Below are 25,540 nucleotides of genomic sequence, written 5' to 3' on the forward strand. Positions count from 1 at the left end.
GGGGCGCAGAAAATGGATATCGCGACGCTTGTGGCCAGCCCGGAGGCGTGGGTCGCCCTGGTGACCTTGATTGTGATGGAAGTTGTTCTGGGGATCGACAACCTTGTCTTCATTTCGATCCTGACCAACAAGCTGCCGGAGGCGGATCGACCCCGGGCCCGCCAGTTGGGCATCGGCGCGGCGCTGATCATGCGGCTTTGCCTGTTGAGCCTGCTGTTCGTTCTGGTCGGTCTGACACAGCCGGTTGTGACCGTGTTCGAAGTGGATTTCTCGTGGCGCGATCTGATCCTGATCGCCGGCGGCCTGTTCCTGGTCTGGAAGGCGACCACCGAAATTCATCACCACGTCGACCCCGGGGAAGAAGAGGAAGAAAAGAATACAGCCGGCAAGATCGGTTTCGGGATCGCGATCATGCAGATCTTGCTGCTCGACATGGTCTTTTCCGTCGACAGCATCCTGACCGCCGTCGGCATGACGCCGCATCTGCCGATCATGATCTGCGCCGTGGTCGTCTCCGTCCTGGTGATGCTGTTCGCCAGCGGCCCGCTGGCCCGCTTCATTGACCGCAACCCGACCGTCGTCATGCTGGCGCTCAGTTTCCTGCTGATGATCGGGATGCTGCTGATCGCGGAGGGATTTGGCGCCCATGTGCCGAAAGGCTACGTCTATGCCGCAATGGCATTTTCCGGCCTGGTGGAGGTTCTGAACATGGCGGCACGCCGGGCCCGGCGTATTCGGACGGAGAAAAGCGGGCTACAGGGCTGACGGTCTTGTTGTCGATCAGTCGTTGATCGATATCCGGAAAAGCTCCGCTTCGGCATTGCCGATCGGCCAGTCCTGCCGGTAGCGCGCGGTCAGGTCGACCATCGGATTGCGATCGGCGATGAAGACCAGAACATTCATCATCATCGTGATCCGGCCGTCATGGCCCAGCGGCAGAATTGCTTCTTCAACCCCTCGGACTTCCGGCACCGGGCCGTGGTATCCCATATAGTCGACATGCGGTTCCCCCGTTCGGGCGACATTTTCCAGCGCATTCCAAATGTCCGACCCCGGTCCCTTTCTCGGGATGTCGCGATGCCGCAGGCCCGTATAGGAGCCGCTGACATGGCGGTCGACATAGGTGCCGATCAGGCGAAATCGGAAATCCAAAGGGTCGTGGTCGACATCGATCAGAATGATATGCGGGATGACGCTGGGGATATCGATGGGATCGATGTCCTCGCGGCGCGGCATCGTGCGGTTGCCACGCTTCTGGTTCCAGTAGGCGAATGCCTCCTGGACAATGGGATGCAGATTGCCGATGTGATTGCTTCGGACCATGAACTTCCCAAACAATGGATCGGATTGGTTGCGCGGAAGTCGCGGAAAACCGCGAAAATGAAGCGCCATTCTGGCGACGACGAGATGCTACTCCAACTCTTCGCGCTTGGGTAGCTTTGAATCCGGTCGCTTGGCGGTGCTTGCATAGGACCCTGCCCGGACGCATAACCTCAAACCATGAAAACGGTTCTTGCCATTGCGGCCGGTGGTGCCCTGGGGGCGCTGGCCCGCCATTACTTCGCCGCGCAGATCATGCGCTGGACGGCGGGCGGATTCCCCTGGGGAATTTTCGCGGCCAATATTCTGGGCAGTTTTCTGATGGGGATCGTGATTCACGCCCTGACGCACCTGTCGGAACCGATGCCGGGCCTCAAGGCCTTTCTGACCGTCGGCTTCCTGGGCGCTTTCACGACCTTTTCCACCTATGCGTTGGATATCGTGCTGCTGATCGAACGCGGGCAGGTAGCCCTTGCCGCGGGATATGCCGTCGGCTCTGCGGTTCTGGCGGTGTTGGGACTGATTGCCGGCATGGCGCTGGCCAGGATGGTGATGGGATGAGCGGCGTTCAGACCCTGGAGGTTCGCCCGGACGAGGACGGGATGCGTCTGGATCGCTGGATCCGGACGCGCTGCCCGGACATGCCCCACGGGCGCATGCAGAAGGCCCTGCGCAAGGGCGAGATCCGGCTGGACGGCGGACGGGCAAAGACGGATTCGCGGGTTGCTGCCGGACAGACGGTGCGAATCCCACCCTATGAGGCGGCACCGCCGCCCGGACAGCGCGCGCCGAAGGGGCCGGATCCCCGGGACGAGGCTTTTGTCCGAAAGCTGGTGATCTTTCGCAATGCCGGCATTCTGGCGATCGACAAACCGCCGGGTCTTGCGGTTCAGGGCGGCAGCAAGACCGACCGGCATCTGGACGGCATGCTGGAATTCCTGACCTTCGATGCCGAGGATAAGCCGCGTCTGGTTCACCGGTTGGACAAGGATACCAGCGGCGTGATGCTGCTGGCGCGCGACCGAACGACCGCCACTGACCTGGGACGAGCCCTGAAGGGCCGCCAGATGCAGAAGATCTATTGGGCGATCACGGCCGGCGTGCCGGACCCTGACGAAGGCACGATCCGTATCCCGCTTTCGAAGCAGGGCGGTGCGGGGGGCGAACGCGTCGTCGCCGATCCGGAGGAGGGGCAATCCGCCGTCACCGAGTTTCGTGTAATGGAACGGGCGGCGAACAAGGCCGCGCTGGTCGCCCTGTGGCCCAGAACCGGGCGCACGCATCAGATCCGCGCGCATCTCGCCGCAATTGGCACGCCGATCCTGGGGGATGGCAAGTATGGCGGAAAGGCCGCGTTCCCGCCGGGCGATGAATTGCCGAAGGGACTGCATCTGCATGCGCGATCGCTGACCCTGCCGGCCGGTGTGCCGGGGGCTGGCGCCCGCATCGTCGCGCAACCGCCCCCGCATTTCCGAAAGACGCTGTCCCTGTTCGAATTCGAGACCGCCGGTCCGGATTTCGACGATCCCTTTGCTGACCTGATGGAGTGACCATGAGAACACCGCGGCTCATCGTTTTCGATTGCGACGGGACCTTGGTGGATAGCGGGCATATCATCGTGTCGACCCTGTCCGCCGCATGGCGGGCAGAGGGGCTGGAGCCGCCGGACGCAGATGCCATGCGTCATCAGATCGGCCTGCCACTGGTTCAGGCGATCGCCAATCTGGCACCATCAGCAGGAAACGCCCTGCACGAAAAACTGGCAGAGAATTACAAGTCGGTGTTCGTCGGCGGCCGTGAGGTCGGCGCGCATGAAGAACCCTTGTATGAAGATTGCGCGACAGTCCTAGAGACACTGGCCGGTCAGGAAACCTATCTTCTGGGCGTGGCAACGGGTAAGGGGCGCCGGGGATTGGGGCATACGCTGGCACGCCATGGCATTGGGCACCACTTCACGGTTCTGAAGACGGCTGATGACGGGCCGGGGAAACCGAACCCCGACATCTTGATTGATGCCATGGAAGAGTTAGGTGTTAAGCCTTGGCACACGGCAATGATCGGCGATACGGTATTCGATGTGACGATGGCGGTCCGGGCCGGCGCTCATGCAATCGGCGTTTCCTGGGGGTATCATCCGCCATCCGAGTTGCGAAAAGCGGGCGCGCGCGCCGTCGCCGAGCGCTTTGCTGACATTCCCGGTCTTCTGCAAACGATATGGAGCGATGAGTAATGCGTCGATTTCTGAAAATTGTAGGCGGAATTCTGGCCGGTGTGGTCATCCTCGTGGTCGGCGCGGTTGTCTACATCCTGAATGTCGACCTCAACGCGTGGAAACCCGAGATTCAGGAAGCGGTGCAGGAATCAACCGGCCGGCTTCTGGTGATCAATGGTCCCATCGAGTTTGAACTCGGCTCCGACACCTATCTGAAGGCAACCGACATTTCCCTGACCAACGCCGACTGGGGCAGCCGTCCCCAGATGGTGGAGGTCGGCTCGGTTGACGTCGCCTTCAAACTGTTTTCGCTGCTGGGCGATACCCCGGACATTACCCGGGTCCATGTCGACAAGGTTCGCGCGATCGTCGAAACAAACGCGCAGGGCATGAGCAATACCGATTTCGGCCGGAAACCGGAGGACACGGAGGTTCAGGCGCCCGGCGGAGACGCGGATCTGGTTCTGCCGATCATTCGCGACCTTCGCATCGCCGACGTCGAAGTCGTGATGAAGGACGGTGTCCAGAACACCGAAAAGACCTTCCAACTGACCGAACTGACGCTGGGCAGCGACTCCGCCGACGCGCCGCTGGCGCTCAATCTCGATGCGGCTTTCGACGATCTGGCGCTCATCATGGCCGGGGAAATGGGCTCGCTTCAGTCGATGACCGACGCCGCGCAGCCGACTCCGGTGGATTTCGTCGGCAATCTCGCGGGCATCGACGTCTCGATCATCGGCCAAATTCAGGACCTGGCCGGGCAGCAGGGAATCGATGTCACGGTCAGCGCCCTCGGTCAGGAACTGGCCGACGCGGCCAAGATTGCCGGAATTCAGGTTCCCAGCCTTGGCGGGTTCAAGGTCGACGCGACCCTGAAAGGCAGCGGCGATGCGCTGTCCGTCGACCCGCTTGTTGTGGACATTGGCAAGGCGGATGTCATTCACACGACGGTCAACGGCAGGATTGCCGACGCGCTGGGACAGGACGGCATTGATCTGTCCGTCGCCCTGAAAAGTGACGAAGTCGGTAATCTTTCGCCGATCACCCAGGCCTTTGCCGGACAGGACGTGCCGGCGCTGGGTCCCTTGGACGTCAAGCTGCAGGTCCTCGGCGGGGTCGCCGACGGGCTGAAGGTGTCAGGCCTGAATGCGACGCTCGGTAAGGAAGACCTCATTCTGATCAACGCCGCGGGGGACATCGAGGATGTCGCCCGGCAGAAGGGCATCGCCCTCAATATCGATGTGACGTCGCCGCAGATCGGGTCCTTGACCCCGGTGGTGCAAACGGTCGCCGGCCCGGATCAGAGCATCCCGCCGCTCGGGCCGCTCAGCCTCAAGGTCGCGGTCAATGGTGGCATGACGGATGGTCTGGCCGCGGAGGGCCTGGACCTGTCCCTTGGCGGTGCCGACACGCTTCTGCTCTCCGTTACCGGTGGCGTGGCCGACCTGCTGAAGCAGGAAGGCATTGCCCTGGACATCGCCGCGAAATCGCCCGAGCTCGGAAACCTTTCCGACATTGCAGAGGCCTATTCCGGTCAACCGATCCCCGATATCGGTCCGATGAACATGACCGCCAAGGTTTCCGGCGGGATGGGATCCGGGCTGGGTCTGAGTGACATGACGGTCGATTTCGGACGTCCTGAAACCATCAAGGTGCAGGCCAATGGCGCGGTTGCGAACCTGATGGAACAGACCGGCGTCGATCTGACCGTCAAGGCGGTCTCGCCGGAGGTTGGCAATCTTTCGCCGCTGGTCGAGGCCTTTAGCGATGCGGCGGTTCCTGCCCTGGGCCCGTTGGACATGTCCCTGCGCGTTGCCGGGGATGCCAGCGGCACGATGTCGTTGAGCGAACTGGCCCTGGCCCTGGGCAAGGCGGAAACCCTGCTGGTCGAAGCCAATGGTACGGTCGAGGATCTGGTGAAACTGTCCGGCGCCGATCTGGGCTTCAAAATTGTCTCTCCGGATCTTTCGGTTCTGTCGGACGCCGCGGGCACGGCCGTGCCGTCCATCGGTCCGGTCGATATCTCCGGCCAGATCAAGGGCGATGCCGGGGAACCGGTCTCGCTGGACCCGTTTGCCGCCAAGATCGGCGACAGCGACATTTCCGGCACCCTGACATTTGACGGGACCGGTGACGTGCCCAGCCTCGTCGCCAATCTGTCGTCGAACCGCTTCGACCTCAAGGACGTCTCTCCGCCGTCCGAAGGGGGGCAGCAATCTTCCGGGGGCGGCACGGCATCGGGCGGCGGTTCAGCCGCGGGCGACGGGAAACTGATCCCCAAGGACCCGCTGCCGCTGGAACTGCTGTCCTCGGTCAACGCTGAGGTCCAGTACAAGGCCGGAACTCTGGTTGCGGTCTCGGAGATGACGGATCTTGAAATCGCCATCAGCCTGCAGAACGGCAACCTGTCGATTTCGCCCTTCAAGGCGGGGATCGGCAGCGGCAGTATCGACGGGACGATCGCCCTGGATGCCAGTCAGCAGGCTGCGCCGATCGCCGTTCGGATGACCGGCGAGAAGATGGCGCTGAGTGCCCTGCTTGCCGGTGTCGACATGCGCGACAAGATTGAAGGGCCGTTGGATGTGTCGATCGACCTCAAGGGGGCCGGTAACAATCCGCGGGCCATTGCCGCGTCTCTGGACGGCAAGTTCCAGATGAGCGTCTATGACAGCCGCGTTCTGAAAAAGGCGTTCGAGGATGCATTCGGGAGTCTCATCGCCGACATGCTGGCATCGGAAGGCGGCTGGATCGTCCTGGATTGTGCCGTCTTCGACTATGACCTGTCGAAGGGGCTGGCGGAAACCAAGGCGGGTTACACCGCCTCCGGGCCGGTCACCGTGGCGACCCGCGGGCAGATAAATCTCGGCACCGAAGAACTCGACCTTGCGGTCAAGCCGCGTGGTGCGGGGATTGCGACGTTGCCGCTTCAGGTTACCGGAACCTTCGCCAGCCCGTCCGTCATCCCGGACCCGACCACTGTCGGGATCGGCATCCTGACCGGTGTGTTGACCGGCGGCATTGCCCCGGCCCTGCTGGCGGTGGTCGGCGACCTGCCGGAAGATCACCCGTGCCGCAAGGAAATCGCCGAAAGCCAGGAGCAGTTGCAGAACCAGCCGGAGGATACCGGCGGTGCCGCGACCAATCCGGTCGAAAACCCGGCCAAGGCCATCGAAGAAGGCATTGGCGGCGCCGTGAAGAGCCTGTTTGGGGACTGATCCGGTTGCGGACTTGAGCATTGGCCCCGGCTGCCCTAAGCAGCCGGGGCTTTTTCTTTCAGGACCGGAAGGGCGAAATGAAACGTTTCTACAAGGAAAGCAGTGTCGGAGAGGTCGAAGGCGGCTTCACGGTGCTGCTCGACGGCAAGACCGTTCGTACGCCGGCCAAGGCGGCGCTTGTACTGCCGACGCGGGCGCTTGCGGAGGCGGTGTCTTCGGAATGGGCGGAACAGGGGGACAAGGTCGTTCCGGATTCCATGCCGATGATGACCCTGGCCGCGACGGCCATCGATCGCGTCGCCGCCGCGCGGGGGGACGTCGCCGCAGATGCTGCGGGCTATGCCGGGTCGGATCTTCTGTGCTACCGCGCCGAAACGCCGATCGAACTGGCCCAGCGCCAGGCGGAGGGCTGGGATCCGGTGCTGGCCTGGGCTGGAGAGCGTTACGACGTTCAGTTCAACACGACTGCCGGCATCATGCCGGTTGACCAGCCGGAGGAAACCCGCGCGCGCTTTCGGGCGGTTGCGGAATCGTTCGATGCCCATCACCTGACGGCGGTCCATGTCATGACCACGGCGACCGGATCGTTCCTGTTGGCGCTTGCGGTGGTCGAAGGCCATTGCGAACCGGCTTCCGCTTTTGCCCTGTCCCGGATCGATGAGACCTATCAGGAGGAACTGTGGGGCGTTGATGAGGAGGCGGCGGCGCGGCGCGACCGGCTGGCGCGGGAAATCGACCAGGCGCACCGCTTCCTGACCCTTCTCGCACCTGCGTAATCGTACCGCTGGTCAGGGCCGTAACCGCCCTGTAAAACACTGGATCGAAACAAGACGAACAAACATTCGAGCGGGGGGATTCCCATGCAGGACATTCTTCAACGCCTGGAGGATATGCGCGCCGGGGCCCGGATGGGCGGCGGCCAGGCCAGGATCGACGCCCAGCACGGAAAGGGCAAGCTGACCGCGCGTGAGCGCCTGGAACTGCTGCTGGACGAGGGGTCCTTCGAAGAATGGGACATGTTCGTCGAACATGACTGCACCGATTTCGGGATGGACGAAAACCGCGTGCCGGGGGATGGCGTGGTCACCGGGCACGGGCTGGTCAACGGCCGCCGAGTCTTTGTCTTTTCCCAGGACTTCACGGTCTTCGGCGGATCGCTTTCCGCAGCTCATGCCCGCAAGATCTGCAAGGTCATGGACCAGGCAATGAAGGTCGGCGTGCCGGTTATCGGCCTCAACGATTCCGGCGGCGCACGGATCCAGGAAGGCGTCGCCTCCCTGGCGGGCTATGCCGACGTGTTCCAGCGCAACGTTCTGGCGTCGGGGGTCGTGCCGCAGATTTCCATGATCATGGGTCCATGCGCCGGCGGCGCGGTCTATTCGCCGGCCATGACGGACTTCATCTTCATGGTCCAGGACAGTTCCTACATGTTCGTGACCGGGCCGGAAGTCGTTAAGACCGTCACGAACGAGACCGTGACCGCCGAGGAACTGGGCGGCGCGTCGACCCATACGTCGAAATCCGGCGTCGCGGATCTGGCCTTCGAAAACGATGTCGAGGCGATCCTGCAGCTTCGCCGTTTCATGGGCTTCCTGCCGCTGAACAACAAGGAACGGCCCCCGCACCGCCCGACGGACGACCCGATCGACCGGCCGGATATGTCGCTGGATACGCTGGTCCCGCCAAATCCGAACAAGCCCTACGATATCAAGGAACTGATCCATAAGATTTCCGACGAGGGCGATTTCTTCGAGTTGCAGCCGAACAATGCGGCGAACATCGTCGTCGGCTTTGCGCGGATCGAAGGCCATCCGGTCGGCATCGTCGCCAACCAGCCGATGGTTCTGGCCGGCTGTCTGGATATCGCCAGCTCGATCAAGGCCGGCCGCTTCGTGCGCTTCTGCGATGCGTTCAACATCCCCATCGTAACCCTGGTCGACGTCCCCGGTTTCCTGCCCGGTACGGCCCAGGAATACGGCGGCATCATCAAGCACGGCGCCAAACTGCTTTACGCCTATGCCGAGGCGACGGTGCCGAAGGTGACGGTCATCACCCGCAAGGCCTATGGCGGCGCCTATGACGTCATGGCGTCCAAGCATCTGCGCGGCGATGTGAACTATGCCTGGCCGTCCGCCGAAATCGCGGTCATGGGCCCGAAAGGTGCTGTGGAGATCATCTTCCGCGGCGACCGCGACGATCCGGAGAAACTGGCGGAGAAAGAGGCGGAATACCGCAGCAAGTTCGCCAATCCCTTCGTCGCCGGAAAGCACGGCTTCATCGACGACGTCATCATGCCCCACAACACCCGCCGCCGCGTGGCCCGGGCGCTGTCCATGCTGCGCACCAAAGACCTGAAGAACCCGTGGAAGAAACACGGGAACATTCCGCTCTAAGGGGAGGCGAAAACCATGTTCAAGAAGATCCTGATCGCCAACCGGGGCGAAATCGCCTGCCGCGTGATGCGCACGGCGCATAAGATGGGGATTGCCCCCGTCGCGGTCTATTCGGAAGCCGATGCCGACGCGCTGCATGTAAAGACGGCGCTGGCGCTGGGCGGAGAGGCAGTGCCGGTCGGTCCGGCCGCGTCGTCGGAAAGCTATCTGGTCATCGACCGCATTGTGGAGGCCTGCAAGCAGACGGGCGCCGAGGCGGTGCATCCGGGCTATGGCTTTCTGAGCGAGAACAAGAATTTCGCGCTGCGCCTGGAGAAGGAAGGCATTGCCTTCATCGGTCCGCCGGTCGGCGCGATCGAGGCGATGGGCGACAAGATCGAATCCAAGAAGATCGCCCAGGCCGCAGGGGTCAACACGGTGCCCGGCCATCTGGAAGCCGTCACCGATCCCGAAGAAGCGGTTCGCATCTCAAAGGAGATCGGCTATCCCGTGATGCTGAAGGCCTCGGCGGGCGGCGGCGGTAAGGGCATGCGACTGGCCTGGAACGACGACGAAGCGCGCTCCGGCCTGGTCTCCGCCATGAACGAGGGGCGTAACAGCTTCGGCGACGACCGCGTCTTCATCGAAAAGTTCATCGAGGAACCGCGCCATATCGAAATTCAGATCATGGCAGACGGTCATGGCAATTGCGTCTATCTGGGTGAGCGTGAATGCTCCATTCAGCGCCGCCATCAGAAAGTCATCGAGGAAGCGCCGTCTCCCTTCCTGGACGAGGCGACCCGGAAAGCGATGGGTGAACAGGCCGTCGCCCTGTCGAAACAGGTGAACTACCGGACTGCCGGGACCGTCGAATTCATCGTCGACAAGAACCGGAACTTCTATTTCCTCGAAATGAACACCCGTCTACAGGTCGAACATCCGGTGACGGAATTCGTGACCGGTTTCGACCTGGTCGAATTGATGATCCGGGTCACCAACGGCGAAAAGCTGCCTTTCACCCAGAAGGATGTGAAGCTGAAGGGCTGGGCCATTGAGGCACGTCTCTATGCCGAAGATGCCGAGCGCGGCTTCCTGCCGTCCACCGGCCGCCTGACCCGCTATATCGAACCGGGCGCCATGGACAATCGCGTGCGCGTCGATAGCGGGTGCTATGAGGGCGCCGAGATTTCCATGTTCTACGATCCGATGATCTCGAAACTGATCGTCGGCGGGAAGGACCGGGCCGAAGCCATCCAGGAGATGCGCCGGGCCATCGACGGCTATCATGTGCGCGGCCTCAGCCACAACATGCCATTTCTGGCCAATCTGGCGAAACACCCGCGTTTCGCCGAAGGGCAGATCACGACGAATTTCATTGCCGAGGAATATCCCGACGGCCTGACCGAAGAACACCTGAAACCGGAGGACCCGAGCCTGTTTGCAGCGGTCGCGGCGGTGATTCAGGATCGGGTCGAAGCACGGGAACGTCGGTTGACCGGACAGGAGGAGAACCGGGCGCCGGATCTGCCGACGGACTACACGGTCTTCCTGGGCGACAAGGATCTGGTCGAGGTTTCCCTGCATCTGGAACGTTTGAGCGACGGGACGCGCCTGACGGTCGACGGCCGCGAAATCTATGTCGAAAGTTCCTGGAAGCCGGGTTTCCCGATCTTCCGGGGGGCGGTCGACGATGTCGAACGACTGTTCCAGATCGATCGGGACGGTGCCGGATTCGTGCTGAGCCATGACGGCGCGCGGATCCGGGCGCTGGTGCTGGAAAGCCGGCACGCGAAGCTGCGTCGCCTGATGCCCTACAAGCCGCCGCCCGACATGTCGAAATTCCTGCTGTCGCCGATGCCGGGCCTGCTGGTTCGCCTGATGGTTCAGGAAGGCGATACGGTCGAAGCCGGCAAGGAACTGGCGGTTGTCGAGGCGATGAAGATGGAGAACGTTCTGCGCGCGACCAGCGGTGGAACCGTCCTCAAGGCTCACGCGGCCGAGGGCGACAGTCTGGCCGTCGACCAGCCGATCCTGGAATTCGAATGACGGGATGACATGCAGGGAGCGGCTGCGCTCCCCGTGTCTACTGCGCCCGGTCCCGCCGGTTCAGGGCGTCCAGTACCTTCTGGCGCTGGATCTTGCCGCTCGCTGTCCGGGGAATTTTCCGGGTCGTGAAGATGTTGATTCTCCCGATCAATTCGGGAAGCGTCGAAGAGACGAGCTCGGCCACCGCGTCGAAGGGCAGGTCCGCCTCGCTGACCAGGGCAACCCAGGCCTCGTTCTCCCCCTGGGCGTTGGGGCGGGCAAGGACACAGGCATCCTCGAACTCCGCCAGGGCGGTAAGCTTCCTTTCGTATTCCTCCGCCGGGAATTTCAGGCCACCGACATTGAGCAGGGAATCATCCCGTCCGAGAATCCGGAAACGGCCCGCTTCCGGCTGGACACCAATGTCTCCGGGATAGAACCAGCCATCGTGAAACTTCTCGGTGGTGGCCTGCGGATTGTAGATGTAGCCGGCGACCATCCCGGTCTTGCGGATACGGACCGTCCCTTCCTCTCCCACAGGAAGAGGCGTGTGATCGGCGTCGACGATCTGAACCTCCGATCCGGGGCAGCAGCAATGGCTGCCATCCGGCAGACGAACAGCAATGGTGCCAAGCTCGTTCGTGGCATAGGTCTCGAACAGCCGGATATCCGGTCGCAGTTCCAGGAGCCGCGCGCGTATCGGGTCGGGGATCGCGCCGCCGTAGGAGGTGACCGTCAGCCCCTGCGGTAGTGCACGTATCGTCTTTTCCGCCTGAAGGGTCGTGAAGTGAAACGGCAGAACCGCCGTATGGGTTGCTTCCAGAACCGACAGATTGTCCCAGAACCCGCCCAGGTCCACATGAATGCTGGTCCCACCGGCCCTGAGACAGGCTGAAGCCTGAAACTGGGCGCCCTGGAACGTATAGGGCATGCTGTGCACGAAGCGGGAGCCGGTTGAAAAACCGACCATCCACTGGATCACATCCAGGCGCGGTTCGGTCTGGCCCTGGGTGATGGCAATCACCTTGGGCGCGCCGGTGGTCCCGGAACTCGTCACCATGCGATAGACCGCCTGCGGGTCAGCCGGCGTTTCCGGAGGGGCGACGTCATCGGACCGCGCGGCCCAGATTCCCTCGATGCGCCGCGACGGGCGTGTCTTGTCCGCTGCGAACCGGTCGACCAGGATCAGATCGGCATGCGACAGCATCTCCGCGTGATCCTGCTGCTGGGCATCCGGCAGGAAGGTTGCGCTCGCCACACCCAGCCGCTCCAAGGCCAGGAGCAGGGACATGTGATCGATCAAGCCCGTCCACTCGACACAGGCGAGATCGCCCGGCTGGAGGCCGGATTCGGCCAGGGCGCCGGCCGCAATGCGAACCCGTTCCTGCAACTCGGCGAAAGTCAGCGACCTGTCCTTCCCGACCAGTGCCGTGGCCCGCGGACGAAGGGCCGCGTGAAAAGCCAGATAGTCGCCGGTTCGGGCGACACCGTCTTGCGGCTTTGTCGGGGCGGGGTCAGGCACGTCGGGCGGTTACCTCATATCCCGGTTCTTCCGGTTCGTCGTCGACAAGCTGCGCCGGGAAGCCGGGTGCCACGATCTGCGTGCCGCAGGCATCCTCCAGGCGGCGGATGATGTTGGAGGACCATTCGCGCGGCCCGTAGCGATCCTGACCGTCTTCGAAGATCTTGATCAGCAGCGGATTCAGTTCCAACGGTACGCCAACCTTGTCCGCGACGCTCTGAAACAGGCCGATATCCTTCAATACCAGATCCATCGTGAAGCTGATGTCGCGGCTGCCGTTCAGGATAACCTGACTTTCCGTCTCGTGGACAAAGGAATTGCCGGACGAGATCTTGATGCCTTCGAAAGCCATGCCGAGGTCCAGGCCGGACTTTCCGGCGACCATCAGCGCCTCGCAGACACTGACCAGATTGGCGGTCGCCAGATAGTTGGTGATGACTTTCAGCACCGAGGCGCTGCCCAATGGGCCGGTATGCAGCACACGCCGGCCCAGTACGGTCAGGACCGGCAACAGGCGCTCGAAGGTCGCCCGCTCGCAGCCGGCGAAGATTGCGATGTTGCCGGTGTCGGCACGATGGCATCCACCGGATACGGGGCAATCCACCGGCGCCGCGCCCTTGGCTTCGACCAGCCGGCCCAGCCGCGTGACCTCGGCACTGTCGGTCGTGCTCATCTCGGCCCAGATCTTGCCGTCGGAAAGACCGGCAAGAATTCCGTCTTCTGCGTCCATGACGGCGGCGCTGGCGGCGGGTGACGGCAGGCAGGTGATGACGATGTCGCAAGCCTCCGCCATCGCCTTCGGGCTATCGGCCCATTTCGCGCCGCCATCCAGGAAACGCTGGGCAGTCTCCCGATTCAGGTCGCGCACCGTCAGGTCCACCCCGTTGCGCAGCAGGCTGCCTGCCAGTTTGCCGCCGACATTGCCCAGTCCGATAAAGCCGATTTTCATTCAGTGCGCTCCCAAAATTCAGGGTAACGGCATTGCCGTTATTCTGTGGATTCGCCCCGTACCGTTTCATGGATTTTGCGGATTGCATACCGTCTGTTGCGTATTTGTCGGGCCCGATTGCGCCAAAAATTTTCACTGGTCATAGTGATGAAATCAACGGTGAGACCGAACGGGGGACAATGTGATGCCGGGACTGGCCGAGGCGGTACTGACCGCCCTCAAAGCGCGGGGCGCGGGGGAAGTGTTTGGCATTCCGGGCGACTTTGCCCTGCCGTTTTTCAAGATCGTGGAATCCAGTGCGATCCTGCCGCTTTATACATTGAGCCACGAGCCGGGTGTCGGTTTCGCCGCCGACGGCGCGGCGCGCTTTACCAGCCGCTTGTCTGTCGCCTGTGTCACCTATGGGGCCGGGGCGCTTAACATGATCAATCCGGTGGCCCAGGCCTATGCCGAAAAGACGCCGATGGTGGTGATTTCCGGTGCGCCGGGGGCGGGGGAAGGAACGCGCGGCCTGCTGCTGCACCATCAGGTAAAGCGTCTGGATTCGCAGTGGGAGATCTTCAAGGAACTGACCTGCGATCGGGCACGGCTGGACGACCCGGCAACCGCCCCGGCCCAGATCGCCCGGGTGCTGGATCGCTGCCTGCACGAATCCCGTCCGGTCTATCTCGAAATTCCACGTGATCTGGTTGCGGCGGACATCGCCCCCGTGCCGGATTACAAGCCGCCGCAGGGCCACGCCGAAGCGGCGCAGTCGGCGGCGCGAGAAGTCCTGGCCCGCCTGAAGGCCGCGGCCCGCCCGGCGATGATGGTAGGCGTCGAGGCCCGCCGCTATGGCATTGAAGAGCGGGTGGCGGAGCTTGCACGGGCACTGAAGATTCCCGTCACAACCAGTTTCATGGGCCGCGGCCTGATGGCCGGAAAGAACATTCCGTTTGCCGGCACTTATCTGGGGGCGGCGGGCAAGCCGGAGGTCAGCGCCGTCGTCGAGCAGTCGGATTGCCTGCTGATGCTGGGTGTCATCCTGTGCGATACGAATTTCGGGGTGTCCGGCGGCAAGGTCGACATGCGCCATGCGGTTCATGCCTTCGACGGTCAGGTCCGGGTCGGGCTGCACTACTATCCGGAGGTCCTGCTGGGTGCCTTCGTGGATGCCCTGCTGGCGGAGGCCGAGGCGCTGGGCGCGGCGGAGTCCGGGAAGCGCAAGACGAGGCTCGGCCCGTTGGAAGCCGACGACCAGACCATTCACCCGATGGATATCGCGCGCGGCATCAACGACCTGTTCGACCGCTACGGACCCATGCCGATGACCTCCGACATGGGCGACTGCCTGTTTACCGCCATGGATATCGACAATTCGGAACTGGCCGCGCCCGGCTACTACGCCAGTATGGGTTTCGGCGTTCCGGGCGGGCTCGGCGTTCAGGCTGCGACCGGGCGCCGGCCAATGATTCTGGTCGGCGACGGCGCCTTTCAGATGACCGGATGGGAATTGGGGAACTGCCGGAAATACGGCTGGAATCCGATTGTCGTGCTGTTCAACAACGCCAGTTGGGAGATGCTGCGCGTGTTTCAGCCGGGGCCGGGCTATCACGACCTGCCCGATTGGAAATTTGCCGCCCTGGCCGACAATCTGGGTGGACGCGGCCATCGCGCCACGACCCGCGCGGAACTGGCGCAGGCGTTCGAGGCGGCTCATGCGGACGAAAGCTGCTTTCAACTAATCGAGGTCATGCTGCCGCGTGGTGCCATTTCGGACACTCTGCAGCGTTTCGTGGATGCCATCCGATCGCTGTCCGCCCTGTCCCAGGAAGGGTGACCCGCCGCGTCGATCCGGTTAGCCTGACCGAGAGCAGTGGACAGGAGGCAAGATCGTGACCGACCGTCATGTGCATGTCCGAATCAGCGGCAAGGTCCAGGGTGTCTGGTATCGGGCCTGGACGGAGCAGACCGCCAGGGAGCACGGCCTGACGGGCTGGGTCCGCAACTGTGCCGACGGTTCCGTCGAAGCGGTCTTCAGCGGCCTGTCTTCGGCTGTCGATTCCATGCTGGCGGCCTGTCGCGAGGGTCCGCCTCTGGCCCGCGTCTCCAGGGTTGAGGCCGCCGATTGCGACGCGCCCGCCGTCAACGGTTTCGAGGTCCGCCGCGACGGCGCGCCCTAGGTCGGGACAGGACGGTCAAATTCGGGTCACGAAGGCTTGATTCCGCGGGGTCGCCGCCTCGGTGCAGACTGTGGGCATGAAGTCGTCCCATCTCATGATCGCCCTGATGCTCGGACTCGCGGTGCAGGGGGGTGCCTCGCCCCAAGCCCTGGCCCAGGGGCTGACCTTCGGCTGTGCCGAGCGGATTGGCAGGTTCTGTCTGTCGCAGGCCAGGGCCGAGTTCTCCACGGATTTCTCCCGGGCCGCGATCGACCTTGGCGAGATCCGTTCCGGCGGACCGCCGAAGGACGGCATTCCGGCAATCGACGACCCGGTCTTCGTGTCGGTCGGCGACATTGACGACATTGCCCCGAACGAGCCGGTGGTCGGGCTGCATATCAACGGGGAATGGCGGGCCTATCCGTTGCGCGTCCTGATGTGGCATGAGATCGCCAACGACACGATCGGCGGCGTGCCGGTGGCGGCAACCTTCTGTCCCCTGTGCAACGCGGTGATCGTGTTCGACCGTCGGCTCGACGGCCGCGTTCTGGATTTCGGCACCACGGGTCGCCTGCGGCATTCCGACCTGATCATGTATGACCGGCAGACAGAAACCTGGTGGCAGCAATTCACGGGTACCGCCATTGTCGGCGAGCTGGTCGGGTCGGAACTGGATATCCTGCCGGCGCGGCTGGAAAGCTTCGCGCAGTTTGTCGAACGCGCACCCGCATCCGCCCGGGTCTTGATTCCGGCCAATTCCAACCTCAGATCCTATGGAGCAAATCCCTATGAGGGATATGACAGTGCGTCCTTCCCGTTTCTGTATGACGGGGACGTGCCGGACGGCATAGCGCCGCTCGACCGCGTGGTTTCCCTGGCGGACAAACGGGAGGCCTGGGCCCTGTCGCTGCTGCGGGAAAAGGGGCGGATCGAAACGGCGGACGGGGTCGTGCTGACCTGGACGCCGGGTCAGAGTTCCGCCCTGGATACCTACCGGATCGAAGCAGGTCGGGACGTCGGAACAGTCATCGCGTCAAAGGACGGGCAGGATGTGCCGTATTTCGTAGATTTCGCCTTTGCGTTTCACGCTTTTCGCCCGGACGCGACAATCCACATCAAGTAAAAACCGCCAAATTCGACGTTTTCGTCTAATTGAAGGTCGGTTTTTCGCTAATTTGGCCTCGATCTTGCGATAGGCTTAATGATCGGTGGCATATCGTGTATCCTGATATCGCCGGTCAGCGACATAAGACCAAAACCCTGGAAGGTCGATATGAAGATTGACGAAAAGGAACGGAATCAGGACCACCCGTTGAAGGGCCCTCATCCGACCGACTGACCCGCCGAGCGACGGGGGGTCAGATCCTCCGGCCGATCGGCCCGAATACTTCCGCGAAGGCGGATTCCAGTGCGATGTCCAGATCGTGCATCGTGGCCGGCAGGCCGAGATCCACCAGCGACGTCACACCCAGATTCGCATCGCCGATGCCGCAGGGCACAATCCCGCTGAAATGCGACAGGTCGGGTTCGACATTGATCGCGATGCCGTGGAACGTGACCCAGCGCCGGACCCGCACACCGATCGCGGCAATCTTGTCCTCGCGCCCGTTCCCCCCAGGGTCCGTTCTGGCGACCCAGATTCCGACCCGGCCCTCGCGCCGTTCGCCGACAACATTGAAGCGTGCCAGCGCCCGGATCACCCATTCCTCCAGATCATGGACGTAGCAGCGCACATCGGCGCCGCGGTCCTTCAGGTCCAGCATGGCATAGGCGACGCGCTGGCCCGGGCCGTGATAGGTATACTGCCCGCCGCGACCGGTCTGATAGACCGGGAAGCGGTCTGGCGTCAGCAGGTCTTCGGCCCTTGAACTGGTGCCGGCGGTATACAGCGGCGGGTGTTCCAGAAGCCAGACCTGCTCCGGCGCGCCCTCGGCCCGGATCGCGGCGGCACGGGCCTCCATTTCCGACAGCGCGGTTTCATAGTCCGTCAGCCCGTCGGAGATGCGCCATTCCGGCCGCGCCGTCTCGCTGCGCCGCGCCGATTCACAGGCTGTTGCCGTCTCGCTCATCGTTCCGTCGATTTCCTGGCTTTCCAGTGTTTCGCCCGCTTGATCGGGGGCGTTCGATTGGCTATACCATCGGCCTTCCGGGGGCGAAACCCCTCGGCCCGGCATGATTGTGCGGTCGTGGCGGAATTGGTAGACGCGCAGCGTTGAGGTCGCTGTCCTGGAAACAGGGTGGAAGTTCGAGTCTTCTCGACCGCACCATTTGCCTGCTCCCGATAGGCGTAAAGCGCTGAAGGGAGGCCCTTTCCCCCACCGGCAAATCCGCTAAGATGATGGCGCAGCATCGGTCGGCCGCGAGTCCGCGCCGGGTTATCATTCAATCGGGGGATATCCACGCATGGCGAAGAATTTCGACCAGGAGGCGCTGTACTATCATCGGCTGCCTCCTTACGGAAAACTGAGCGTCGTCGCGACCAAACCGCTGGCCAACCAGCGCGATCTCAGCCTCGCCTATTCCCCCGGCGTCGCCGCCGCCTGCCGCGAGATCGAACGCGATCCGGGCGAGGCCGCGACCCTGACCGCGCGCGGCAATCTGGTCGGCGTCATCTCCAACGGGACCGCGGTTCTGGGGCTGGGGTCCATCGGTCCGCTGGCCGCCAAGCCGGTGATGGAGGGCAAGGCGGTCCTGTTCAAGAAATTTGCCGGGATCGACGTTTTCGACATTGAGGTCGACGAGAAGGATGTCGATCGGTTCTGCGATGTGGTCGCGGCGCTGGAGCCGACCTTCGGCGGGATCAATCTGGAAGACATCAAGGCGCCGGAATGCTTTGAAATCGAACGCCGCCTGCGTGAGCGGATGAACATTCCCGTCTTCCATGACGATCAGCACGGTACGGCGATCATCGTATCGGCGGCCGTGTTCAACGCGTTGGAACTGGTCGACAAGAAGTTCGAGGACATCAAGATCGTCGCATCCGGTGCCGGCGCCGCCGCGCTGGCCTGTCTGGCGATGCTGGAGGCGATGGGCGCGAAGCGTGAGAACATCTGGGTCACCGATATCGACGGGCTGGTCTATGAGGGCCGAGAGCAGATGGACCCCTACAAGGGGATCTATGCGCAGAAGTCGGACCTGCGGACCCTGAATGACGTGATTGACGGCGCGGATGTCTTCCTGGGCCTGTCCGCCCCCAATGTCCTGAAGCCGGACATGGTGAAGCGCATGGGCAAGGCACCGGTCATCATGGCGCTGGCCAATCCGAATCCGGAGATCCTGCCCGAGGACGTGCTGGAAGTCCGTCCGGAGGCGGTGGTGGCGACCGGCCGGTCCGACTATCCGAACCAGGTCAACAACGTCCTGTGCTTCCCGTTCATCTTCCGTGGGGCGCTGGATGTCGGCGCGACGACGATCAACGAGGAAATGAAGGTCGCGGCCGTCAAGGCGATCGCCGCCCTGGCCAGGCGGGAAGTCTCGGAAGTGGTCGCCAAGGCTTATGGCAAGACCGGCGGTTTCGGGAAGGAGCATCTGATTCCGAAACCCTTCGATCCACGCCTGATCCTGGAGATTGCCCCGGCCGTCGCCAAGGCGGCGATGGAATCCGGCGTGGCGACCCGTCCGATCGAGGATTTCGAGGCCTATAACGCGCGCCTGGAAAGCTTCGTCTATCGTTCCGGCACGGTGATGAAGCCGATCTTCGACCGGGCCATCGCCGACCCGAAACGCGTGGTCTATGCCGAGGGCGAGGAGGAGCGCGTTCTGCGCGCCGTTCAGGTCGTCGTGGATGACGGTATCGCGCGCCCGATCCTGATCGGGCGGCGAAAAGTCGTGACCAGTCGTATCGAGAAGCTGGGGCTGCGTCTCACCATCGACCGGGATTTCGAACTCTGCGACCCGGAGGACGACCCGCGCTACAAGGATTACTGGACCGAATACCACGAACTGACCGGCCGAAAGGGCGTGTCGCCGGAACTGGCGCGGGAAGTGGTGCGCACCCGAACCACGGTGATCGGGGCGCTGATGGTGCGACTGGGGCAGGCCGATGCCCTGATCTGCGGGACGATCGGGCGGTTCCGGGATCACCTCAAGCATGTCCGCCGGGTCATCGGGGTACGCGACGGGGCACGGGACCTCTCGACGCTCAACATGCTGATCCTGAACAAGGGTATCTTCTTCTTTGCCGATACCCATGTCAGCTTCGATCCGACCGCCGAAGAGGTGGCCGAAATGGCGGTTCTGGCGGCGGACGAGGTGAAGCGCTTCGGGATCGAACCCAAGATCGCGCTGCTGTCGCATGCGAATTTCGGCAGTTCGGACTCGCCGACGTCAATCAAGATGCGTGAGGCGGTTGCCATTCTGCAGCGCGAGACCGATCTTGAGGTGGAAGGCGAAATGCATGCCGATACCGCGCTGGACGAAACGCTGCGGGCGACGCTGCTGCCGGACAACAAGCTGACCGGCGCGGCAAACCTGCTGATCATGCCGACCCTGGATGCCGCAAATATCGCATACAATGCGGTCAAGATGCTGGGGGACGGACTGTCGGTGGGGCCGATCATGGTCGGCGCGTCGCGGCCGGTTCATGTATTGACGACATCGCTGACGGCGCGGGGGATCGTCAACATGACCGCGGTTGCCGTGGTCGACGCACAAATGGAAGCACGGTCCGCGGAGTAGCCGGACCGGCGCACAGGCTGGAAACAGGCGGGCCACGTCATGTCGGAGACGCTGGAAGAGACGGAATCGCAGGACACTGACGCGTTCGACGAACTCTACGGCCTCAGCGACGAGACCGTAGAGGCCGTCGAGACTGCCGTCGACGAAGGCGAGTCGCCGAGTGCGATCCGCGCGCTCGTCATCCCGCTTCATGCCGCCGACCTTGCCGACCTTCTGGAACGCCTGACCAAGGACGACCGTCTGGCCGTCGTCCATGCGCTGGGCGAGGAACTGGATTCCGACGTCTTTTCCTATCTCGACGATTCGGTGCGAGAGAGCATCGTCGACGAACTGCCCAACGCCGTTCTGGCCAACATTGTTCGTGATCTGGAATCGGACGATGTCGTTGATTTCCTGGAAGATCTGGACGAGGAGGATCAGCGCGAGATCCTGGACAGTGTCTCGGCCGAAGATCGCGCTCTTTACGAACAGAGCCTGAGCTTCCCGGAGTATTCCGCCGGCCGCCTGATGCGGCGGGAGACGGTGACGATTCCGGAATTCTGGACCGTCGGCCAGACCATCGACTTCATGCGTGGCGAGGATACGAACCTTCCGGATGATTTCTACAATCTGATCGTCGTGACGCCTGCCCACAAACCGGTCGGGCTGGTGCAGCTTTCGAAATTGCTGCGAACGAAGCGTGTGGTCCCGGTTTCGGCCGTGATGGAGACCGACAACAAGGTCATGCCGGCCGACATGGATCAAGAAGACGTGGCGTTCCTTTTCCGGCAGTACGGGTTGGTCGAGGCGCCGGTCGTCGATGCGGACGGACGCCTGGTCGGGGTCCTGACCATCGACGACATCGTCGACGTCATGGACGAGGAGCACGAGGACGACATCCTGAAACTCGGTGGGGTCAGCGAGGATGACTTCTATTCCGACTTTCTGGAGACAACGCGGCTGCGGTTCTCATGGCTGCTGGTCAATCTGGCGACCGCCATTGTCGCCTCTCTGGTCATCGCCCTGTTCGAAGAGGCGCTTGCCAAGGTCGTGGCGCTGGCGGTGCTGATGCCGATCGTTGCCTCGATGGGCGGCAATGCCGGGACACAGACGCTGACGGTTGCCGTGCGTGCGCTGGCAACCAATGAACTGACGACCAAGAATGCGTTTCGAATTCTGATCAAGGAGGTGCTGGTTGGCAGTGCCAACGGCATTCTGTTTGCGGTGATCATGGGGATCATCGCCTGGCTGTGGTTCAGCGACCCGCTGTTGGGCGGCGTGATTGCCATCGCCATGATCGCCAATCTCGTCATCGCCGGATTGTGCGGCGTGCTGATCCCGCTCGGCATCGAAAAAGTGGGGCAGGACCCGGCGATTGCGTCGACGGTCTTCCTGACCACGGTGACCGATGTGGTGGGATTCTTCGTCTTCCTGGGACTGGCCAGCTGGGTACTGCTCTAGGTCAGGCACGACTCTTGCTTCTGATCGGTGGAACCACCGCCGATCCGGAGCCAGGCCATGTCACAAGCGTTCAGTTCTGACATTTTTCGCGTCGCCACGGCCTATGAGGCGTCCAAGGAAACGCGGACTGTGTCCCCGGATGCGGCCGAGGCGGCGAAATCCCTGGGCCGGGCACGGTTCTATGACGCGCTGGCCGGCCGGTATGGCCTGCCGGGATCGATCTTTGACGCATCCGACAACGCCCCGTCCGGTTTGACGGCGACCGGCAATCCGGTCAGCGATTATTTCAATCTTCGGGCCATGACCGTCGCGCGCACTCAGGGACTCGCCGACAGGCTGAGCGGCGCCGGCCGACTGGACCGGCAGGACGGCGACCTGATGGGATATCGTTTGGACAGCCTGCCCTATGCCGGGGATTCCGTCTTTTCGACTTCGCCGGTCGCCCAGTTCGTGCGCCAGTTGTCGAGCGCGCGCGGGGAGAACCGAACGACGGATCTGATCGCCCAGCAGGAAGAGCAGTTGCGCTATCTGACCCAGAACGAGGCCGATCCAAAGGCCATTCGTGGCGCGCGAAACGTGCTCGCACAATTGCGTCAGCTGCAGATCGAACAGAACCTCTATGCCCAATTCGACTCGTCGCGGGATCATCGGGACCGGAATCGCAGCGGAACAGGCCCTTTTGGTGCGGCGATCGACATGATCAGCCTGCCGCCCTCGGCGATCTCGCTGTTTTCCCGAAACTGATCCGGAAAATTTTCCCTTTTGCCCAAAATGTCGCCGCCGCCCGAGTGGGTCTCGGACGGCGGCGGGGCGGGGAGGGAATGTGTGAACACAAGTCGAAGGCGTTCACAAAAAAAATCTAACACCCTGAGCGAGCACTTGGGAAGAGAAATGTTCCGCATAAGGCGCTATAATTAAAAATAATCCAGCATTTAGTGTATTTTGAATCGACTTTTACGAGAACCGTGCGGTCGGGCCCTGTGCGATCCAGCGATAAAATCAAATCGAATTATACGATCTGAGGTCAAAGTTAATTCGTTATACGCGATGGCGAAACAGGCATAGCTTGGCCGCGATATTGCGGTTCGGAGTGTGGTCATGGCCATCCAGACAATTTCGGAAACCCGGGACGAAGACAGCGGTTCGATGCTGGGGGTCTGGCTCCTGGCGACGGGGCTGCTGATTTTCTCGTTCCAGGATGTGATCGTCCGCGAATTGAGCGGCGGGTATCCTGTACATCAACTGATCTTCCTGCGCGGGACGCTGGCGATCTGGATGATGGGATTCTATGTCTACTGGCGCTACGGCGCTGCCGGATTCCGCATCAGCCGTCCGTGGCTGGTTCTGTTGCGTGGTCTGATCGGCGTCACCTGCTTCACACTCTATTATCTGGCGTTGGCGAAACTGACCCTGGCGGATACCGTCACCATCACCTTCGCCAGCCCAATCGTGATCGCCCTTCTGGCCGTGCTGGTCCTGAAGGAGCCGGTCGGCTGGCGCCGTTGGTGCGCGATTTTCTTCGGCTTCACCGGCGTCGTCGTCGTGGTCGGTCCGACCGGCAAATTCGATGACCCGGCGGTCCTCTTTGCCGTGGGCGGCACCGTTACCTACGCATTGCAGAACATCATGACCCGTTTCCTGCGCAACGGCATGACCGGGCCTGGGATCGCTTTCTATCAGATGGCCCTGTTCGTCGTGTTCAGCGGCATTGCGGGGCTGGCACTTGGTCACGGCGCATTCTTTGACGACGGACAGCATGCCAGTATCCAGTTCTTCCTGCGTCCGTGGCAGATTCCGGGCTGGACGGATTATGGATTCATCGTCGTGACCAGCGTGATTGCCGCGGTCGGGTTCGTGCTGCTGACCAATGCCTATGCGGTCTCCTCCCCGTCGCTGGTTGCACCGTTCGAATATACCGGCGTGCTGTGGGGCGTGATGGCCGGCTGGCTGTTTCTGGGGGAAGTCCCGGGGGGCTGGACCCTGGCCGGCGCCTCGATAATCGTCGGCAGCGGGCTCTACATCCTCTACCGCGAAACCCGGCACGGCCGCCCGGCCAGATCGCCGCACAATCCGGTTTCCGCCTTGCCGGACCCGCCCGATGTCGATGCCCGCAACCCGCCGGAAGCCGAGAGGTTGCTCGATATCCTGTCCGCCGACGAAAAGCCGGTCGAACCGACGGTACCGGTCGAGGCCCCCCGTCACCCAGCCTGAGAGGGCATCGGCACGATCGGACAGCAAAGTGTTTCGTGCTTGACGTTAACGTAAACGTAAACTAAAAATCTCCCCAATCAAAACCGGATGAACCGGTAGGTTTCGAATGGGAGGGCCGCGTGACCGATATGACGGTCAAAACCATCGCAGATCTGACGCGCGAATTCGGGGTGACTGCCCGGACCATCCGTTTCTATGAAGCGGAAGGCATGTTGTCGCCGGAACGCGCCGGGACGCAGCGCCTCTATCATCCGCGCGACCGGGTGCGCCTGAAGCTGATCCTGCGCGGCAAGCGTCTGGGGTTCTCGCTGGCCGAAATTCGCGAAATCATCGATCTCTACGATTCCGCGCCGGGCGAGGTCGCCCAGCTTTATCATTTCCTGGACAAGATTGCGGAGCGCCGCGCCGACCTGGAACAGAAGCAGCGCGATATAGAGGTGACGCTCAAGGAACTGCAGCAGGTCGAGGAGAGCTGCCGCTCGCGCCTGTCCGAATTGTCCCCGCGCGATGGGCGGGAGGCGGCGGAATGAGCGCCCCGGAATTCGATCCGGTAACGGCCCGCGGAACGGTCTATCCCGAGCATTGCGATCACATGGGACACATGAATGTCGCGGCCTATACGAAGAAATTCGACGAGGCGACCTGGTCGTTGTGGGTCACGGCGGGTATGAGCCATAAGGCCATGACCGCGGAGGGAACGGGCCTCGCCGCGCTGGAAAGCAACTTCACCTACAAGCGAGAGCTGTTCCCGGGCGACACCTACATCATCCGTTCCCGCTTTCTGAAGTTGCGGGATCGGACGGCGACCTTCCACCACCGCATGTACATCCTGGACGGCGAGGAAGAGACCCTGGCCGCGACCTGCACCTACACAGCCGCCTGCCTCGACCGGGCGGCGCACAGGGCGCGGTCGTTTCCCGATGCCGTTGCCGCGAAGGTGCGCGCCCGGCTTGATCCCCTGCCCGAAGAGGTGACGCCATGACCGCCCCGCAGCCCCGCAACCCGGATTTCGCCGACCGTGTCCGCGACAGCTTCGGCCGTCAGGCTTTCATGCGGACGATCGGTGCCGAATTGACAGAGGTCGCGCCGGGCCGCGTCGAGATGCGCCTGCCCTATCGTCCGGAGCTTGGCCAGCAGCACGGCTTCTTCCACGGCGGGGTGATCGGGACGCTGGCGGACAATGCGGGCGGTTATGCCGCCTTCACGCTGATGGCGCCGGAAGATTCGATCCTGACGGTCGAGTACAAGATGAACATCGTCTCGCCCGGGCGCGGCGAGGCGCTGGTCGCGGTCGGTACGGTGCTGAAGCCGGGGCGGACGCTGACGATCTGTGACGTTAAGGTTTATGCGGAAACGGCGGGCGAGCGTAAGCTGTGTGCCACCGCGCTGTGCACCCTGATGACCATGAAAGACATGTCGGACGACAAGGCCGTCTGAGCAGGCCGGATCCAACGGA

At 62.7% G+C, this 25,540-nt stretch carries 22 protein-coding genes and 1 tRNA gene; 19 read left to right on the forward strand and 4 right to left on the reverse strand.

Features of this window, described 5'->3' with window-relative positions:
* Nucleotides 1–12 precede the first annotated feature (12 nt).
* Nucleotides 13–765, forward strand: a complete 753-nt coding sequence (locus R8L07_10065; protein ID MDW3205878.1) for a TerC family protein — start codon at nucleotides 13–15, stop codon at nucleotides 763–765.
* A 15-nt stretch (nucleotides 766–780) separates the two neighbouring features.
* Here the strand turns inward: R8L07_10065 and R8L07_10070 are convergent, their stop codons facing one another.
* Nucleotides 781–1,323 (reverse strand): PAS domain-containing protein, encoded by a 543-nt coding sequence (locus tag R8L07_10070; GenBank protein MDW3205879.1) that lies wholly within the window; start codon nucleotides 1,321–1,323, stop codon nucleotides 781–783.
* 177 nt (nucleotides 1,324–1,500) lie between these two features.
* Here R8L07_10070 and crcB point away from each other — a divergent pair, with 177 nt between their 5' ends.
* The 7 genes from crcB to R8L07_10105 all read left to right on the forward strand — a co-directional run bounded on the left by crcB (nucleotide 1,501) and on the right by R8L07_10105 (nucleotide 11,165).
* Entirely contained in the window at nucleotides 1,501–1,881 is a 381-nt protein-coding gene (gene crcB, locus R8L07_10075) for a fluoride efflux transporter CrcB (protein MDW3205880.1), read from the forward strand.
* Nucleotides 1,878–2,870, forward strand: a complete 993-nt coding sequence (locus R8L07_10080; GenBank protein ID MDW3205881.1) for an RluA family pseudouridine synthase — start codon at nucleotides 1,878–1,880, stop codon at nucleotides 2,868–2,870. Before crcB ends, R8L07_10080 begins: the two co-directional genes overlap by 4 nt.
* A gap of 2 nt (nucleotides 2,871–2,872) precedes the next feature.
* Complete coding sequence (locus tag R8L07_10085; GenBank protein ID MDW3205882.1) at nucleotides 2,873–3,550, forward strand: HAD-IA family hydrolase; 678 nt, start codon at nucleotides 2,873–2,875, stop codon at nucleotides 3,548–3,550.
* A complete protein-coding gene (locus R8L07_10090; GenBank protein ID MDW3205883.1) occupies nucleotides 3,550–6,747 on the forward strand; it encodes an AsmA family protein in 3,198 nt (1,065 codons plus the stop codon). The genes R8L07_10085 and R8L07_10090 overlap by 1 nt, the downstream gene beginning before the upstream one ends.
* Nucleotides 6,748–6,824: 77 nt before the next feature.
* Nucleotides 6,825–7,523 (forward strand): ATP12 family protein, encoded by a 699-nt coding sequence (locus R8L07_10095; GenBank protein MDW3205884.1) that lies wholly within the window; start codon nucleotides 6,825–6,827, stop codon nucleotides 7,521–7,523.
* Nucleotides 7,524–7,607: 84 nt separating this feature from the next.
* Nucleotides 7,608–9,140, forward strand: coding sequence for an acyl-CoA carboxylase subunit beta (locus tag R8L07_10100; GenBank protein MDW3205885.1), 1,533 nt, complete (start codon nucleotides 7,608–7,610; stop codon nucleotides 9,138–9,140).
* A 15-nt stretch (nucleotides 9,141–9,155) separates the two neighbouring features.
* Nucleotides 9,156–11,165, forward strand: a complete 2,010-nt coding sequence (locus R8L07_10105) for an acetyl/propionyl/methylcrotonyl-CoA carboxylase subunit alpha (GenBank protein MDW3205886.1) — start codon at nucleotides 9,156–9,158, stop codon at nucleotides 11,163–11,165.
* A gap of 37 nt (nucleotides 11,166–11,202) precedes the next feature.
* Here the strand turns inward: R8L07_10105 and R8L07_10110 are convergent, their stop codons facing one another.
* A complete protein-coding gene (locus tag R8L07_10110) occupies nucleotides 11,203–12,666 on the reverse strand; it encodes an AMP-binding protein (GenBank protein ID MDW3205887.1) in 1,464 nt (487 codons plus the stop codon).
* The gene (locus R8L07_10115; GenBank protein ID MDW3205888.1) at nucleotides 12,659–13,615 is read right to left on the reverse strand and encodes an NAD(P)-dependent oxidoreductase; all 957 of its coding nucleotides are present in this window, start codon (nucleotides 13,613–13,615) and stop codon (nucleotides 12,659–12,661) included. Before R8L07_10115 ends, R8L07_10110 begins: the two co-directional genes overlap by 8 nt.
* Before the next feature lie 184 nt (nucleotides 13,616–13,799).
* Here R8L07_10115 and ipdC point away from each other — a divergent pair, with 184 nt between their 5' ends.
* The 3 genes from ipdC (at nucleotide 13,800) to R8L07_10130 (ending at nucleotide 16,879) form a co-directional block, all read left to right on the forward strand.
* Nucleotides 13,800–15,434 (forward strand): indolepyruvate/phenylpyruvate decarboxylase, encoded by a 1,635-nt coding sequence (gene ipdC / locus R8L07_10120; GenBank protein ID MDW3205889.1) that lies wholly within the window; start codon nucleotides 13,800–13,802, stop codon nucleotides 15,432–15,434.
* A 55-nt stretch (nucleotides 15,435–15,489) separates the two neighbouring features.
* Nucleotides 15,490–15,777, forward strand: coding sequence for an acylphosphatase (locus R8L07_10125; protein ID MDW3205890.1), 288 nt, complete (start codon nucleotides 15,490–15,492; stop codon nucleotides 15,775–15,777).
* A 76-nt stretch (nucleotides 15,778–15,853) separates the two neighbouring features.
* Nucleotides 15,854–16,879, forward strand: a complete 1,026-nt coding sequence (locus R8L07_10130) for a DUF3179 domain-containing protein (protein MDW3205891.1) — start codon at nucleotides 15,854–15,856, stop codon at nucleotides 16,877–16,879.
* 235 nt (nucleotides 16,880–17,114) lie between these two features.
* Here the strand turns inward: R8L07_10130 and lipB are convergent, their stop codons facing one another.
* Nucleotides 17,115–17,825, reverse strand: coding sequence for a lipoyl(octanoyl) transferase LipB (gene lipB, locus R8L07_10135; GenBank protein ID MDW3205892.1), 711 nt, complete (start codon nucleotides 17,823–17,825; stop codon nucleotides 17,115–17,117).
* Nucleotides 17,826–17,936: 111 nt separating this feature from the next.
* Here lipB and R8L07_10140 point away from each other — a divergent pair.
* From R8L07_10140 to R8L07_10175, 8 genes are all read left to right on the forward strand, one after another.
* A tRNA-Leu gene (locus tag R8L07_10140) sits at nucleotides 17,937–18,023 on the forward strand.
* A gap of 136 nt (nucleotides 18,024–18,159) precedes the next feature.
* Nucleotides 18,160–20,433, forward strand: coding sequence for an NADP-dependent malic enzyme (locus R8L07_10145; GenBank protein MDW3205893.1), 2,274 nt, complete (start codon nucleotides 18,160–18,162; stop codon nucleotides 20,431–20,433).
* 39 nt (nucleotides 20,434–20,472) lie between these two features.
* The gene (gene mgtE, locus R8L07_10150; GenBank protein MDW3205894.1) at nucleotides 20,473–21,873 is read left to right on the forward strand and encodes a magnesium transporter; all 1,401 of its coding nucleotides are present in this window, start codon (nucleotides 20,473–20,475) and stop codon (nucleotides 21,871–21,873) included.
* A gap of 57 nt (nucleotides 21,874–21,930) precedes the next feature.
* On the forward strand, nucleotides 21,931–22,617 hold the full coding sequence (locus R8L07_10155) for a hypothetical protein (GenBank protein MDW3205895.1): 687 nt from the start codon (nucleotides 21,931–21,933) through the stop codon (nucleotides 22,615–22,617).
* Between the two features lie 354 nt (nucleotides 22,618–22,971).
* Nucleotides 22,972–24,084, forward strand: coding sequence for a DMT family transporter (locus tag R8L07_10160; protein ID MDW3205896.1), 1,113 nt, complete (start codon nucleotides 22,972–22,974; stop codon nucleotides 24,082–24,084).
* Nucleotides 24,085–24,212: 128 nt separating this feature from the next.
* The gene (locus tag R8L07_10165) at nucleotides 24,213–24,614 is read left to right on the forward strand and encodes a MerR family DNA-binding transcriptional regulator (GenBank protein MDW3205897.1); all 402 of its coding nucleotides are present in this window, start codon (nucleotides 24,213–24,215) and stop codon (nucleotides 24,612–24,614) included.
* Nucleotides 24,611–25,066 (forward strand): thioesterase family protein, encoded by a 456-nt coding sequence (locus R8L07_10170; GenBank protein ID MDW3205898.1) that lies wholly within the window; start codon nucleotides 24,611–24,613, stop codon nucleotides 25,064–25,066. Before R8L07_10165 ends, R8L07_10170 begins: the two co-directional genes overlap by 4 nt.
* Nucleotides 25,063–25,521: a PaaI family thioesterase gene (locus tag R8L07_10175; GenBank protein MDW3205899.1), complete on the forward strand. Its 459-nt coding sequence runs from the start codon at nucleotides 25,063–25,065 to the stop codon at nucleotides 25,519–25,521. Before R8L07_10170 ends, R8L07_10175 begins: the two co-directional genes overlap by 4 nt.
* Nucleotides 25,522–25,540 lie beyond the last annotated feature (19 nt).

This window comes from Alphaproteobacteria bacterium, from assembly GCA_033344895.1.
Lineage (GTDB): Bacteria > Pseudomonadota > Alphaproteobacteria > UBA8366 > Aestuariispiraceae > Pacificispira.